At 68.7% G+C, this 14733-nt stretch carries 17 protein-coding genes; 11 read left to right on the top strand and 6 right to left on the bottom strand.

Translation table 11 applies throughout. The features are described from left to right. Positions 1-326: 326 nt before the first annotated feature. From AACH06_RS29490 to AACH06_RS29475, 4 genes are read left to right on the top strand one after another with little or no spacing between them, the layout of a single operon-like run. Entirely contained in the window at positions 327-836 is a 510-nt protein-coding gene (locus AACH06_RS29490; protein WP_341429403.1) for a hypothetical protein, read from the top strand. 1 nt (position 837) lies between these two features. Beyond that, positions 838-1512 carry a PspA/IM30 family protein gene (locus tag AACH06_RS29485; protein ID WP_341429402.1) on the top strand — a complete coding sequence of 225 codons (675 nt, stop codon included), beginning with the start codon at positions 838-840 and terminating at the stop codon, positions 1510-1512. A 13-nt stretch (positions 1513-1525) separates the two neighbouring features. Beyond that, positions 1526-2161: a YqiJ family protein gene (locus AACH06_RS29480; RefSeq protein ID WP_341429401.1), complete on the top strand. Its 636-nt coding sequence runs from the start codon at positions 1526-1528 to the stop codon at positions 2159-2161. A 49-nt stretch (positions 2162-2210) separates the two neighbouring features. Further along, on the top strand, positions 2211-3950 hold the full coding sequence (locus tag AACH06_RS29475; RefSeq protein ID WP_341429400.1) for a flotillin family protein: 1740 nt from the start codon (positions 2211-2213) through the stop codon (positions 3948-3950). Between the two features lie 13 nt (positions 3951-3963). On the opposite strand, the gene AACH06_RS29470 is transcribed toward AACH06_RS29475, so the two are convergent. Then, on the bottom strand, positions 3964-5505 hold the full coding sequence (locus tag AACH06_RS29470; RefSeq protein WP_341429399.1) for a GGDEF domain-containing protein: 1542 nt from the start codon (positions 5503-5505) through the stop codon (positions 3964-3966). Positions 5506-5870: 365 nt separating this feature from the next. Here AACH06_RS29470 and AACH06_RS29465 point away from each other — a divergent pair, with 365 nt between their 5' ends. Further along, entirely contained in the window at positions 5871-7142 is a 1272-nt protein-coding gene (locus AACH06_RS29465) for an amino acid deaminase (RefSeq protein WP_341429398.1), read from the top strand. Positions 7143-7329: 187 nt separating this feature from the next. Here AACH06_RS29465 and AACH06_RS29460 read toward each other — a convergent pair whose 3' ends face one another. The 5 genes from AACH06_RS29460 to alaC form a co-directional block, all read right to left on the bottom strand. Further along, entirely contained in the window at positions 7330-8103 is a 774-nt protein-coding gene (locus AACH06_RS29460; RefSeq protein ID WP_341429397.1) for an expansin EXLX1 family cellulose-binding protein, read from the bottom strand. A 146-nt stretch (positions 8104-8249) separates the two neighbouring features. Further along, positions 8250-8918 (bottom strand): hypothetical protein, encoded by a 669-nt coding sequence (locus AACH06_RS29455; protein ID WP_341429396.1) that lies wholly within the window; start codon positions 8916-8918, stop codon positions 8250-8252. Between the two features lie 95 nt (positions 8919-9013). Further along, positions 9014-9478 (bottom strand): TIGR02594 family protein, encoded by a 465-nt coding sequence (locus AACH06_RS29450; RefSeq protein ID WP_341429395.1) that lies wholly within the window; start codon positions 9476-9478, stop codon positions 9014-9016. After that, positions 9475-9939, bottom strand: coding sequence for a GNAT family N-acetyltransferase (locus AACH06_RS29445; RefSeq protein ID WP_341429394.1), 465 nt, complete (start codon positions 9937-9939; stop codon positions 9475-9477). The genes AACH06_RS29450 and AACH06_RS29445 overlap by 4 nt, the downstream gene beginning before the upstream one ends. Then, positions 9936-11147, bottom strand: coding sequence for an alanine transaminase (gene alaC / locus AACH06_RS29440; RefSeq protein ID WP_341429393.1), 1212 nt, complete (start codon positions 11145-11147; stop codon positions 9936-9938). The genes AACH06_RS29445 and alaC overlap by 4 nt, the downstream gene beginning before the upstream one ends. Before the next feature lie 115 nt (positions 11148-11262). Between alaC and AACH06_RS29435 the strand changes: the two genes are divergently transcribed. The 6 genes from AACH06_RS29435 to AACH06_RS29410 form a co-directional block, all read left to right on the top strand. Continuing rightward, positions 11263-11838 carry a hypothetical protein gene (locus tag AACH06_RS29435; protein WP_341429392.1) on the top strand — a complete coding sequence of 192 codons (576 nt, stop codon included), beginning with the start codon at positions 11263-11265 and terminating at the stop codon, positions 11836-11838. 103 nt (positions 11839-11941) lie between these two features. Further along, on the top strand, positions 11942-12151 hold the full coding sequence (locus tag AACH06_RS29430; RefSeq protein WP_341429391.1) for a YgaP family membrane protein: 210 nt from the start codon (positions 11942-11944) through the stop codon (positions 12149-12151). 15 nt (positions 12152-12166) lie between these two features. Further along, complete coding sequence (locus AACH06_RS29425) at positions 12167-12688, top strand: RNA polymerase sigma factor (protein WP_341429390.1); 522 nt, start codon at positions 12167-12169, stop codon at positions 12686-12688. A gap of 50 nt (positions 12689-12738) precedes the next feature. Continuing rightward, positions 12739-13479, top strand: a complete 741-nt coding sequence (locus tag AACH06_RS29420) for a 5'-methylthioadenosine/adenosylhomocysteine nucleosidase (RefSeq protein ID WP_341429389.1) — start codon at positions 12739-12741, stop codon at positions 13477-13479. A 38-nt stretch (positions 13480-13517) separates the two neighbouring features. Beyond that, positions 13518-14207, top strand: coding sequence for a GNAT family N-acetyltransferase (locus AACH06_RS29415; RefSeq protein WP_423222102.1), 690 nt, complete (start codon positions 13518-13520; stop codon positions 14205-14207). Positions 14208-14380: 173 nt separating this feature from the next. Next, positions 14381-14733, top strand: a 353-nt coding sequence (locus AACH06_RS29410) for a carbohydrate-binding protein (protein WP_341429388.1), incomplete at its 3' end; no start/stop codon positions are given.

The following is a 14733-nucleotide window of genomic DNA, read 5'->3' as shown; positions in this document are numbered from 1 at the left end:
ACGGGTTGTCCAGGGATGCAGGGCAAGGCGCCCGACGCCGCCCAGGCTGGTGCCTGGGCAAGTTGGGCAACGCCGCCATGCGCCCTGGACGGCCCGTTCCCGAAGGGTTGCCACCAGAATCAGCCGCCCGCAGCGTTGCAAAGCCTCGCCGGGGCCGCACCCCGGCTTCGTTTTGCGCCTTGCGCTCGACCGGTTCTGGTGGCAACGCATCGGGGCTCCGTCGTGTGAACACGCCCTAACGCCCGGGCGCGTTCGTGTCGAGGGTGTTGACACGCGAATTCGTTTGAATACAATTGTGTTCAACGGAACACGAAGGCATTCACCCCATGGTCAGCACCACCGTCTCGATGGAGCCGCTGTCCGCACGCATCCCGAGTGACCTCTATCTGTGGCTGGCCCAGCTGCAGGTTGAAGGGGCCACCACCAACAGCGACAAGCTGCGCGTGCTGCTCGGTCAACTCAAACGCCAACACGATGGCGCCTTCGATTTCGTGGCGGCGCACGCCTGGTCGCGCGATCTGGTGGGCCGCCTGCGCGACGCGCTGGTGCGGGTCGAAGGCACGAGCGGGCGCCACTCCGAGGTGCTCAATGCGGTGCTGGACCAACTGGCCAGCACGCTCGCACTGGCCATCAGCCAAACCCCGGCCGACGCGGCGCAAGCCGCCCAGCTGGAAGACGCGATGGTGCGGCGCGCCTTTGCACTGGCCGAGGCGCTGCTGCGCCAGGGCCTGACCGACGAGGCGGCCGCGTACGACCCCGAGGTGGTGAAGCGGCACATGCCCGCTACCATCCAGCTCGCCTCAACCCTCAAGACACTGAATCCCAAGGGAGCCTGACATGGCCGATTCACTGAAGACCCGGGTAGGCCGCGTGATCGCCGGTGGCGTGCACGCGCTGCTGGACCGCCTGGAAGACCAGGCCCCTGAAGCCATGATGGAACAGGCCATCCGCGAGGCCGACAGCGTGGTGGCCGACGTGCGGCACGAGCTGGGCACCACCTCGGCGAACCGGCACCTCGCGCAGCAGCAGCACCTGAATCTGAACCGCCAGCACGAGGTCTTGAGCGAGCAACTGAACCAGGCCCTGGCCCAGCAGCGCGAAGACCTGGCCCGCGTGGCCGTCGCCCGGCAACTCGACATCGAGGCCCAGCTGCCGGTGCTGGAATCGACCCTCGCCGAACTGGCGCGCCAGGAGGCCGAGCTGCGCGGCTACGTCGAGGCCCTGCTGGCCAAGCGGCGCGAGATGGACACTGCGCTCGCCGATTTCCGCAAAAGCCGCCAGGCGGCCCACGCCCACGTCGCGCCAGGCCGCACGGCGGGCCAAGGCCCGGCAGACCAGCGCATGGCCGCGGCCACGCAAGCCTTCGACCGCGTGCACCTTCGCCAGACCGGCCTGAACGCGGCCGCCGCCGGCGCCACACTGCAGCAGGCGGCCTCGCTGAAAGAACTGGAAGAGCTGGTGCGCCAGAACAAGATTGAAGAGCGCCTCGCGCAATGGAAGGCGCAGCTGTGAAAGCCCCCCGCCCGTGAGCCTGTTCATCACCGCCGAAACCCTACCCTTCGGTATCGCCTTCGCGCTGATCATCGCGCTGGCGCTGATCGAGGGCCTGGGGATGCTCGTCTCACTGAGCCCGAGCAGCCTGCTGGACCACCTGGTGCCGGACGTCGACGCGACGGACGTCGACACCGGCCTGGACCGCGTGCTCGGCTGGCTGCATCTGGGCCAGGTGCCCTCACTGGTGCTGCTGGTTCTGTTCCTGGCCGGCTATGCGCTTTTCGGCTACAGCCTGCAGGCGGTGGTGCACGGCTTGTTCGGCGTCTACCTGCCCGCGTGGATCGCCGGCCTGCTGGCCGTGCCCCCGGGCCTGGTGACGGTGCGCACCCTGGGCACCTTGATCGCCCACCTCGTGCCGCGAGACGAGACCAGCGCCGTCAGTGAGCAAACGCTGATCGGACGCACCGGAGTGATCAGCGGCGGCGTGGCCCGGCGCGGCCTGGCCGCGCAGGCCCGGGTGCGCGACAGCCATGGCCGCACGCACTATCTGATGGTCGAACCCGATGTGGACGACGAGGTCTTCGATGATGGCATCGAGGTGCTGATCGTTCGCAAGGTCGGCAGCTTCTACCGTTGCATTCGCAACCCCTATCCGACCGTGCTGTGACACGGCGGTGCTTTTGACGTTCGATGTTTGAGAGGGAGGGACTTTGACGATGGACAACCTGATCCAGCTGGGCGGCATGGCGGCCCTGATCCTGATTGCGCTGCTGACGATCGGCGTGATCTTCGCGCGCCTGTACAAGCGCTCCACCAAGGAGATGGCTTTCGTGCGCACCGGCCTGGGCGGCCAGAAGGTGATCATGGACGGCGGCGCGATCGTGCTGCCGGTGTTCCATGAGCGGGTGCTGGTCAACATGAACACGCTCAAGCTCGAGGTGATGCGGCGCGAGCGCGAAAGCCTGATCACGAAAGACCGCATGCGCGTCGACGTGACCGCCGCCTTCTTCGTGCGGGTGAAACAGACCGAAGAAGCGGTGAGCACCGCCGCGCAGACGCTGGGCGCTCGCACGCTGAGCCCGAACGAGCTGAAGGCCCTGGTGGAAGACAAGTTCGTCGACTCGCTGCGCGCCACCGCGGCCACGATGACCATCCAGGAGCTGCAGGACAAACGGCGCGAGTTCGTGCAGGCCGTGCAGAACGCCGTCGCCGAAGACTTGGAGAAGAACGGCCTGGAGCTGGAATCGGTGTCGCTCACCAGCCTGGACCAGACCGACAAGCAGTTCTTCAACCCGAACAACGCCTTCGACGCCGAAGGCCTGACGCGGCTGACCGAGCAGACCGAGGCGCGGCGCAAGCAGCGCAACGACGTCGAGCAGGACACTGAAGTGCAGGTGCGCACCAAGAACCTCGAGGCCTCGCGACAGAAGCTCTCGATCGAGAAGGACCAGGAGTTCGCCACCCTGACCCAGAAGCGCGAGATCGAGACCGCGCGCGCCGAGCAAACGGCTCAGATCGCCACCCAGCAGGCCGAGCGCAGCCGCGAAGCCGAGGCGGCGAAGATCGAGGCCGAGCGCCAGGTGAGCCAGAAGCGCATCGAGGCCGAACGCGAGATCCGCTCGGCGGAGATCGACAAGAACCTGGTGCTGCAGACGCGCGAGATCGAGCTGGAGCGCAAGACCGAGGTGCAGCGCGCCGACCAGCGCAAGCAGGTCGAGATCGCTCGGCAGGACACCCAGATTGCCATCGCCAACAAGTCGCGCGAGCAATCTGAGGCCGACGCAGCAGCCAACCTGGCCCGGGCCGAAGTGGCCAAGGCCGAAGAAGGCGTGACCACCTCACGCCAAGTGGCCGTGGCCGAACGGGAGAAGGCGATCCAGCTGATCGAGGCCTCGAAGGAAGCCGAGCAGAACGCGATCGCCGTCACGGTGGCGGCCTCTGCCGAAAAGAACGCCGCGATGGACCGCGCCGAGGCCATCACCATCGAAGCCAAGGCGCGCCAGGCCGCGTCGATCGCTGAAGCCGAGGGCAAGCGCGCGATCAACGAAGCCTTGAACACGCTGTCGGCCGCTCAGATGGACTTGCAGATCCGCACCCAGCTGTTGCAGCAACTGCCGCTGATCATCCAGCAAGCGGTCAAGCCGATGGAGAAGATCGACTCGATCCGCATCTTCCAGGTCAACGGCATGCCGGGTCAGCCCGGTGCCGACAGCGGTGCCGCTGGCGCCGGGGGAGCCAGCGGCGCGACCTTTCCTGAGCAGGTGATGAACTCGGCGCTGCAATACCAGCTCGCCAAGCCCATCGTCGATGCGGTGATGAAGGACGCCGGCCTGTCCAACGAGGGCATCACCGGCATGGCCCACGCGCTGTCGGGCATGCTGCAGGCGCCCAAGACCGCCGGGGCCACCGGCGCCGGCACACCGCCCGCGGCCCCGCCGCGCGGCGGCCAGGCCTGAAGGCCGGGCTGATTCAACCCGCCGTGACCACCCGGTTGCGGCCGGCGATCTTGGCGGCGTAGAGCCGCTTGTCGGCCAAGGTGAGGAGCGCCTGCGCCTCGGCGGCTTCGGAGGCATCGGCGACGCCCAGGCTGGCCGTGACCCGCAGCTCCGGTGACACCTTGGCCCAGGCGTGGTCCGCCACCGCCTGTCGCACCCGCTCGGCCACATCGGTGGCACCGTCGCGCGACGTGCCCGCCAAGGCCAGCACGAACTCTTCGCCTCCGTAGCGCACCGCCCGGTCCTGGGCCCGGCAGCCCACCCCGAGGAGCCGGGCCACCTTGACCAGCACTTCGTCGCCGACACCGTGGCCGAAGCGGTCGTTGATCTGCTTGAAGTGATCCAGGTCGAGCAGCACCAGCGAGAGCGTTTCGCCTCGATCGACGCGCGGCAGGTGTTCGGCGAGCCAGGCCTGTAGCGCACGGCGGTTGCCCAAGCCCGTCAAGGGGTCTTCGCTGGCTTCGCGGGCCCACTGGCTGGTCAGGCGCGCCAGCTCGATGCGCAGTTCGCGTCGCATGACCGCACGCTGCGCGGCATCGGCTGAGCACTGCCGCTCCAGCGCTCGCAGCTGCTTGAGCGCCGCCAGCGCGGCGGCCGGGTGGCCGAGCGCCTCTTCGGCCAGCGCCAAGCCCTCCAGGGCCGCCATCCGGTCTTCCACCGTTCCGCCTTCATTCAGCACCACGAGCGCCGCCAGGTACTCGTCGCGTGCTTGGGCGTGGCGTCCGAGTGCGACCAGGCAGTGGCCCAGCTCGGACAGGCACAGCCCCTCGTTCGGACGCATGCCCAGGGCCCGGTACTCGGGCAGCAAGCCGCGCAGCTCGGCGGCGGCCTCTTCGTCGCGCCCGAGTGCGTGCAGCGTGATGGCCCGATTGCCCAGCGCCATGGCCCGCATGCGCCGGTGATCAGGGCCTTCGCAATCGTCAGCCAGGGCCTGCCACGCCGGCACCAGGCCGCGGCAAACGCTGCGCCGCAGCAGGTCGGTGGCGGGCAAGCCCTCGACCTCGCGGTTGTGCGCATTCAACAACGAGAGCCGCGCGTTGATCTGATCGGCCATCGAGCCCACCCGGCGGCACAAGGCTTTCGCCTCGGTCAGGCACGACACCGCATGCTGGTGGCGCCCGAGGATGGAACTGTTGATGCCGATCATCCGCAGGGCCTGCGCCAGTTTGTGCTCATCGCCCTGAGCGCGCGCGTGCTGCTCGACGCGCTCCAGCAGCTCGATGGCGGCGGCATGATCCCCCGCCGCCCGCAATGCCGTCGCCGCGCGCAGCAAGGCCTCATGGGCACCGGCCGCGTCGTCGCATTCGGTGAACAGGGCATCGGCCGTCAGTGCGGAACGCAAAGCCTCGGAGAAGTGGCCGGCCGAGTTGCAGGCGCTGGCCAGGGCCAGCAAAGCCCACCCGCGCGCCGCGCCGGTGGTGTGGTTGGAGCGCTCCCGGGCCAGCGACACGGCGCGGTCGATCTCGCCGCGCTGAATCAGCCGTTGGGTTTGCGCATCGATGTCGTCGTCGCTCATCGTCGCGAAAGCGGCCGCATGCCGCCGTGAACAGGCCATCAAGCCGCACAGTCTGACAGCATTCACACCCCATGTAATCGTTCTCAGCGCTCACGATCGTGTCTTGGCGCGGCGCGCCCCGCCTTTGCACCACCGCAGGGCGTGCGTCGCTCGCAGGCTCTGGTGCAGTGCTCGACGCCATGCGGAACATCAACCCGTGCCTTTGGCCGCCGAGCGTCGTTGCAAATCCTCGCGATGCCACCGGGCATCGCTGTGGTTTGCGCCTCGCCAGACGACCAAACCCATCGGTTTTCTTCAGTTCCGCCTGGCATCAAACACTGCACTAGGGGTGCAGACCGACACCACCCCTGTGGTCGAATAAAGCCATGAACACCTTCCTCGACCCCCTGATCGACCCGCTGTTCAAAGGCTATCCCGCCCAGGCGCCTGCCCTGCGCCGCTCGCAAATTGGCGAGCAGGGTTGGAACGTGCTGGCCGACCAGTTGCCGCTGCCGCTGGCTGTCGTGCACCGCGATGCGCTGACGCACAACCTGAGCTGGATGCAGCGGCTGGCCAACGAGGCGGGTATCGCGCTCGCGCCGCACGGCAAGACGACCATGTCGCCGCAGTTGTTCCAGGCCCAACTGGCGGCCGGAGCCTGGGGCATCACCTTCGCCAACGTGCAGCAGCTGACGATCGGCGTGGCTTCGGGCGTGCGGCGCGCCGTGGTGGCGAACCAACTGGTGCAAAAGGCCGAGCTGGCCGCGCTCGCCAGCCTGCAACGGCAGACACCCGATCTGCGCGTGGCCTTCCTCGTCGACTCGGTGGAGCAACTGGCCCGCATCGAGCAAGCCGATCAGTCGATCGCCTTTGAAGTGCTGGTCGAGCTGGGCCTGCCCAACGGCCGCACCGGCGCCCGTACTGATGAAGAGGCACTGGCGCTGGCGCGCCGGCTTCATGCCAGCCCCTGCGTGCGCCTGGCCGGTGTGGAGGTGTACGAAGGCCTCTGGGCCAAAGGCGAAGACACGGAAGATGCCGCCCTGGTCAATGGGCTGATGCAGCGGCTGCATCGCCTGGTGGCGGCGTGCGATGCGGAGAAGCTGTTCGATGTGCCCGAGATCCTCGTCAGCGCCGGCGGCTCGGCGGTGTTCGATCTGGTGGCCCGCGGCCTTCGCGGTGCCGGCTCGCCGCGCCCGATGCAGGCCTTGCTGCGCTCTGGCTGCTATGTGACGCACGACGACGGCGCGTACCGGCGTTATGCGCAGGCGGTGAATCGGCGCCTGGGTTGCAGCGATGCCAGCGGCTTGCGCGCAGCGCTGGAGGTGTGGACCGTCGTGCAGTCGCGCCCCGAGCCGGGGCTGGCCATCCTCAACGCCGGCAAACGCGATGTCTCGACCGACTGGGGCCTGCCCGTGGCCACCAAACTGGCACGCGCCGGCGAACGCGAGGCGGTGGACGCACCCACCGGCTGGTCGATCGACAAGCTCAACGACCAGCACACCTATCTGCGCCTGAACGACGCCGGGCTGGACCTGAAGGTGGGTGACCGGGTGGCGCTCGGCATCTCGCACCCCTGCACCACCTTCGACAAGTGGCGCTGGATGGCGGTGGTCGATGAACACTACCGCGTGGTGGATGCGCTGACGACCCACTTCTGACCCCAGCGGCGTTGCCGCCCTTGGCGAGCGGGGCGCGGCGGATCACCCGCCATCAGCCCCGCGCGCGGCAGGGCGCTGAGCGCGGGCCACTCAGCGGCGGTCGTTGAGCGCCAGTCGTTGAGCGGCGATCGTTGAGCGGCGATCGTTGAGCGGCGGTCACTGAGCGCCGCTCACTCGCCGTCGTCGCTCACTCGCTGTCGTCGGTCAGCGGCGTCTGCTCAGCCAGCGCCTGGCCCAGCAGCGAGCCTTCCATCAGCTTGGCGCCCGCCAGCGGCGGGAACTGCTTCGTGGTCTTCACGACCTGGCCCGGCGCCAAGGCCACGTTGGTGAGCTTGACCACCTGGCCGTAGACGTCGGTCAGCTTGAAGTCGTATGGCCCCGTACCCATGCCGCCAGCCGGGATGAAGACGTTGTACAGCTCGCGCGGCACGGCCACGAACGGCTTGCCGCTGCCGGTGACGCGCCAGGCCAGCTTGGCCAAGGGATAGCGGTGATCCCGCACCTGGACGGATGTCCACCATTGGCTGGAACCCGGGTCAAAGTACAGCGACAGCGTCGGCGCGGTGCAGGCGATGTATTTCCAGGTGATGGGAATGCGCCCCTGCCACAGCTCGGCGATCTGCGCGAAGGCCTCCTGGTCGAGATCGACATCGCCGGGCGCGCACTCGGGGCACCGGTCGTCGATGCGCACCTGCACCGTCTTGCCATTGGCCGGATTGGTGACCGCAATACAGCCGCCACAGGCCTTGGCGCCGTCGTAGTCCGTGTTGTTCATCGCGGCGGTCAGCATCGTGGGCGGCGGGAAGCTGCAGTTGCCCCCCTCGGTGTACTGGTAGTACGTGCCCTCGCCTTCGTGCACCGACTTCCAGCCCCCCGTCGCCTGCTGCTGCGCACTCACGCCACCGGCCATCAACGCCAGGCACGCGACCGCGCCCCAGCTCCAGATCGTCTTCACGTTCATCTCAGCCTCCTCGTGTGGTTGCGCCGCGATTGTGCGAACACATGGCTCGGCCGTGTGCAAACGGCCGAGCTCCACCGGGAGCAAAGCGCATCAAGATGTATCGACCGCCCGAACCCCGCGCGTCACGGTGCGCGAGGTTCGTCCGATCAGGGCTTGCCGCCCGACCCGGGACTCTCTGCCGGCTTGCATTGGTGAGAAATCAGGGTCCAGCGCTGCAAGTTCTCGACCTCGGGCTCGTTCGAAGTCGCCGACCCGCCGCCGCGCTGGATGGCGGCGATCTGCTGCCGCAGCACCGCGGCTTCCTGGGGCGAGGCCGTCCGCGCCGCCGCTTCCATTTTCTCGATCACCGGCGCCATCGCCTGCGCGACCTGCGGAGGCAAGCCGCCTGCGGGGCTGCCCCCGGGCACCGGCGAACTCTTCAGGGTCTTCTCCCACTCGGTGGGGCCGATCTTGCGCCACACCACCCGCTGGGCGCGCCCATCGCAGGTGAACGAAGCCGTCACGGTGTCCACACCGCTCTGGGTCTCTGCCCGGCAGTTGCCGACCACGACGGAGGCCGTGGGCCCCTGGCACTCACGCCGGGGGCCATCGCCCGGGAGCACCGTCACCACCGGCCGCGGAGCCGAGGGCGACTTGTCGGTCACCGTCACTCGGCCCGTGGCGCCATCGACCTGCTCCACCTTTTCCATCACGCCCATGGGCGTCGTCCACCGAAACGTGCTGGTCTGGTCCAGTTGGTACAGGCCCGGCGGGGGCATCGCCTGGGCCAGGCAGGCCAACGGCGTACCGGCCGCCAATGCGGTGAAAGCGGTCAAGGCGGTCCAGCACGCCGGGGTCCGGCGCGGCCAACGAGCTGAAGAGTGCATGGTGAGAAGACAGGGCATTCGATCGAACGGCACGCCACGGTACATCACGTCGTCGTGGACGCAGGCGGCGCGTCGCTCGTCGTTTCAAAAGGCCACCGAAAGGCGAGTACGGTGTCGACGGGATAGGCGTTTTCGCACACCGAGCCCCGTTGGTTGCCGCCGAGCAGCCACACGTGCTGGGCGTCGTGGCGCAGGTAGAAGCCGACGTGGCCTTTCCAGCTGTCGGGCGATTCACGCCACAACACGGCAATGCAGCCAGGGCGCGGCGCCGCCAACGCCCGGCCCCAATGCAGCCACGATCGGGCCAGGGCCGAGCCGGTCCCGGCCACGCCAGTCTGCGCGAGGCACCAGTGGACGAACGACGAACACCACGAGGCCTTGTCGTCATAACCGGCGATGTTGGTGCCCGCGTGGTAGGCCGTGATACGCGGGTTGCTCTGGCCGACCGGCCCGGCGACGACGCCGAGCTCTCGGCGCGCCACCTCGATCCAGGGGGCGTCGGTGCTCATGCGGCTTCGGCGAAGTGCCGCCGGTATTTGACGAAGCCCCGCTTCGCCTCGCCATCGAACCCCTGCCGGTCGAACCACCGGTGGGCGCGGGTGCGGGAGGCGGCGCTGGTCAGCATGATCTTGCTGCAGCCGGCGTCGCGGCAGCGGGCCTCGGCGTGGGCGAGCAGGTGGCCACCGATGCCCAGGCCGCGGCAGGCCTCGTCGACCACGATGTTCTCGATGACGGCAAACGGCTGGTCGGCGAACATCACATCGGCGCACAGGCACAGCAGCAGCGTGCCGCACACCTCACCACTCCGATCGGCCACGAGCACGACGCTGCCGGCGTCATTGGCCAGGGCGGCGAGCCGGTCGGGCCGCACGCTCACCTGCGGATGACTGACGAGCTGGCGGTAAAGCCGTTCGATCGCCGGCGCATCGGCCGCCAGCGCCCGCCGGATGACGAGCGTCGGCGGCGTCATCCCGCGGCCCCATCGGTGCGGAACATGGCCTTGATGCCGCGCACGGCCTGGCGGATGCGGCTTTCGTTCTCGATCAGTGCGAAGCGCACGTGGTCGTCGCCGTGGTCGCCGAAGCCGATGCCCGGGCTGACGCACACCTTGGCCTTCTCAAGCAGTTGCTTGGCGAACTCCAGCGAGCCGAGGTGCGCATAGGCCGGGGGAATCTTGGCCCAGATGTACATCGAGGCCTTCGGCACCTCGACGGGCCAGCCGGCCTCGGCCAGGCCCTTGGCCAGCACGTCGCGCCGCTTCTGGTAGCTGGCCGCGATGTCTTTCACGCACTGCTGATCACCCTCGAGTGCAGCGATCGCCGCCACCTGCAGCGGCGTGAAGGTGCCGTAGTCGTGGTAGCTCTTGATGCGAGCCAACGCGGCGACCAGGTCCGGATTGCCGACCATGAAGCCGACGCGCCAGCCGGCCATGTTGTAGCTCTTGCTCAACGTGAAGAACTCGACCGCGATGTCCTTCGCACCGGGCACCTGCATGATGCTGGGCGCCTGGAAGCCGTCGTAGACGATGTCGGCATAGGCCAGGTCGTGCACCACGAAGATGTCGTGCTTCTTGGCCAGCGCGATCACCTTGTGGAAGAAATCCAGCTCGACGCACTGCGCCGTCGGGTTGCTGGGAAAGCCCAGCACCATCATCTTGGGCTTGGGATAGCTGCCGCGGATGGTGCGCTCCAGCTCGGCGAAGAAGTCGACGCCCGGCACATTCGGCACCGAGCGGATGTCGGCCCCAGCGATCACCGCACCGTAGATGTGGATCGGGTAGCTCGGGTCGGGCACCAGCACCGTGTCGCCCCGGTCCAGCGTCGCGAGCATCAGGTGCGCCAGCCCCTCTTTGGAGCCGATGGTGACGATGGCCTCGCGTTCGGGATCGATCGCGACGGCGTAGCGATCGCGGTACCAGTGGCTGATGGCACGGCGCAGCCGCGGGATGCCCTTGCTGGCGGAGTAGCCGTGGGTGTCGGGACGCTGAGCGACCTCGACCAGCTTGGCCACGATGTGCGGCGGCGTCGCGCCATCGGGGTTGCCCATGCTGAGGTCGATGATGTCCTCACCACGTCGGCGTGCGGCGAGTTTCAGCTCGGCCGTGATGTTGAAGACGTAGGGTGGCAGGCGGTCGATGCGCGCAAAGCGGCGCTGACCGGAAGAAGAGCCGGTGGCCATGGTGTCAGTACCTTGTCGACGTAAGCGCCCGGAACCGTCCGAGCGACGAGGGCCGGCACCTTGCGCGCCGGCCTGGCCATCGTATGCGAAAGCGCCATTCGGCGACACTGGGCGGATGTCGCCTGCGCCCAACGACCCGTTCGTCGACTGGCTGCCCCAATGGCAGTTCGAAGAGCGCCATGAACGCTTCGCCACCGCTTCGCCGGCGGCGGTGCTGGCCGCTGCGGCAGCCTACCGGCCGGAGCACGACCGCCTCGTCGCCGGCTTCATCGCCATGCGCGAGTGGCCGGCCCGCGCGGCCGCGGGGCTGGGCCTTCAGAGCGCGCTGTCGGGCCGGTCGTCTTTCGGTTTCGACGATTTCACCCTCATCGGGCAGACCGTGGACACGCTCGTCTACGGCCTCATCGGCCGCTTCTGGGAGCGCGACTATGGCCTGCGGCCCATCCGCGATGGCGAGGGCTTTCGCCAGTTCGCCGAGCCGGGCACCGCCCGGCTGCTGCTGGGCTTTCATGCCGCGGCCGAGAGCGACGGGACGCGTTTGTCGACGGTGACCCGCATCCACTGCCCCGATGCCCAGGCGATGGCGAGGATGCGGCCCTACTGGCTGCTGATCCGTCCGGTGAGCGGCTGGATTCGACACCGCATGCTGGCCCGCATCGCCGAGGCTGCATCGGCCGCCACCGCTGCCTGAAACTTTTTTTGGGCCGGCGCGAATCCACGGTGATCGATCACGCCTCTTGGAGATGGGCCCGCCACGGGGGCGTGCCCAAGCCGACCAAGTAAAGGAATCGAGCATGTGGTACGTGAAGAATGTTCCGACGGGCGAGCGGGTGGTGCGGGTGGCGTGCGGCGCCGTCTCGGCCGGGCTGGCGCTGGCGGTGTTGTCGGGCCCCTGGGCCTGGATCGCCGCCGCGGGCGCGGTGGGCCTCAGCGCCTCGGGCCTGGTGGGTTTTTGCCCCATGTGCGCGATGGTCGGGCGCAAGCTGCCCGGCCCGGGGCACTGACCCACAAGGCGTGCGATGGCGTTCGTGATGGAGCAACACGGCCCGCTGCTGGCGGCCGCCCACCAGGGTGACAGCCAGGCGATGGAAGCCTTGCTGCGCCTGGCCCGCCCGGACCTGCGACGCTACGCGCAGCGGCACTGCCTGGTCAGCGATGTGGACGACGCGGTGCAGGAGGCGTTGTGGGTGCTGTCGCGTCGCCTGCACCAGCTGCGCGCCCTCGCCGCGTTCTCCGGCTGGCTGCTGCGCACGGTGCAGCGCGAATGTCGGCGCCTGGGCCGGGTGGCGCTGCGCCACGATCCTTACGACGAAGCGGCCGTCGACGCTTGGCTGGCGCGGCATGACGACGATGGCCTGCGGCGCGAGCTGGCGTCGGCCATCGAATCGCTGCCACCGCACTACCGCGAGGTGCTGCTGCTTCGCGACTTCGAAGAGCTGACGATCGCCGAGATCGCCGCCCGCGTCGGCGACAGCACCGCGGCGGTGAAAAGCCGCCTGCACCGGGCCCGCACCCTGGCCCGGGAGTACCTGCTGGCCTGAGCGGCCGAGGTGGGCGTGCCGTCTCGGGCCGCGACACCGACAATCGCGGCATGAGCCGCACCGCCCTGATCGCCGCCATGCACGAAGAACTCGCCGCGCTGCTGCCGGCGATCGAAGACGCCCGCACTGAGCAACGGGGCGGGCGCGAGTTCTGGCTCGGGCGGCTGGGTGAGCACGAGGTGATCGCGGTGCGCTCGGGCATCGGCAAGGTTGCCGCGGCCGTCACCGCCACCTTGCTGCTGGATCACTACCAGGCCCAGCGGGTGCTGTTCCTCGGTGTGGCCGGTGGCCTCGGCCCGGGCGTGAAGGTGGGCGATGTGGTCGTGGCCGACGCCTTGCTGCAGCACGACATGGACGCATCGCCGATCTTCCCTCGCCACGAAGTGCCACTCACCGGCCTGGCACGCTTTCCGGTCGATGCGGCGTTCAGCGCCGCGGTGGCGCGTGGTGCAGCGGCGGCGATCGCGCAAGCCGGCCGCAGCACCGAGGCGGCCGAGCTGGTCGGTCATCCCAGTCGCGTGCACCGCGGGTTGATCGTCAGCGGCGACCGGTTCGTGTCCACGTCGGCCGAGAGCCAGGCCTTGCGCGAGGCGCTGCCGGACGCGCTGGCCGTCGAGATGGAGGGCGCGGCCGTGGCGCAGGTTTGCCATGCTTTCGATGTGCCGCTGGCGGTGGTGCGAAGCATCTCCGACCGGGCCGACGACACTGCGCACATCGACTTCGGTGCCTTCCTCTCTCGGGTCGCCGGGCCGCTGGGCCTGGCCATCGTGCAACAGGCGTTGCGTTTCTGATGACCGGCGCGCCCACCGACAGGTTGTGGCTGCGGCCCATGACCGACAGCGACATCGCGATGCTGCATGGCTGGTGCAGTGTTGATGCCAGGCGGAACCGAAGAAAACCGATGGATTTGGTCGTCTGGCGAGGCGCAAACCACAGCGATGCCCGGTGGCATCGCGAGGATTTGCAACGACGCCAGGTGGCCAAAGGCTCGGTTTTATGTTCCGCATGGCGTCGAACACTGCACCTGCTGCAGCGGCCGCACATTGTGCGGTGGTGGGGCGGCGAGGCTGAGCGCCCCCGGAGCCTGGCGGAGACACGGCGCAAGTACCTGCCCAGGGTACTGGCCGAAGAACGGGTCACGCCCTACATCGCCATGCTCGGCGATCGTCCGCTGGGCTATGCCCAGTCGTACGTCGCGATGGGCAGCGGCGACGGCTGGTGGGAGGACGTGACCGACCCCGGGGTTCGCGGCATCGACCAGTCGCTGGCGGACGAGCACGATCTCGGCCGCGGTTGGGGCACGCGGCTCGTCCGCACCTTGGCCGAGCAGCTGTTTCGCGACCCCTCGGTGACGCGCATCCAGACCGACCCGCATCCAGACAACGGGCGCGCCATCCGCTGCTACGAGAAGGCCGGTTTTCGGGCCGTGCGCGAGATCGTCACGCCCGACGGCCCGGCGCTGTACATGGTCTGCGACCGCCCGTCCCCACGCGTCGAGCCGCCGTCAGGCCCGCGCTGATCTGACCGGTTGCATACCGGTCGGACCCATGAAACACCTGCAAACTGGTATTACTGGTCTCATACTGGTTTCTTCCGATGACACCGCGACCATGCGGCTTGAATACTGCACTCGAGCATTCGAGGCGTCGTGGGCTGTGCCGTCGTGGAGCGGCCCGTCAAGGAGATCAGCAGATGAATGAGTCCCCCGTTTCCCGGCCCAGAAGGCTGGATTGGCTGAAGGTCCTGTCGGCCGCCGTGGCCGTGGCCGGCTCGGCCGCACCGTTGTCGGCGCAAGCGGCAGCGCCGGTCCAAATGGCCGTGCCCGCCTGCCAGCCTTGGCAGGCCAGCGTCGCCTACTCCAAAGACGACACCGCCACCCAGAACAACCGCGCTTACCGCGCCAACTGGTGGACGCAGGGGGATGACCCCGCCACCCACAATGGGCCGGTCGGCAGCGGCCAACCGTGGACGGAGGTCACCAGCTGCACGCTGCCACCACCGCCGCCCCCGCCCCCGCCGCCCCCCCCTCCACCGCCGCCCCCACC

Origin of the sequence: Ideonella lacteola (assembly GCF_038066555.1) — a bacterium.
In the GTDB taxonomy this organism is placed as follows: domain Bacteria; phylum Pseudomonadota; class Gammaproteobacteria; order Burkholderiales; family Burkholderiaceae_C; genus Ideonella; species Ideonella lacteola.
This window is presented reverse-complemented; position numbering and strand designations above follow the sequence as displayed.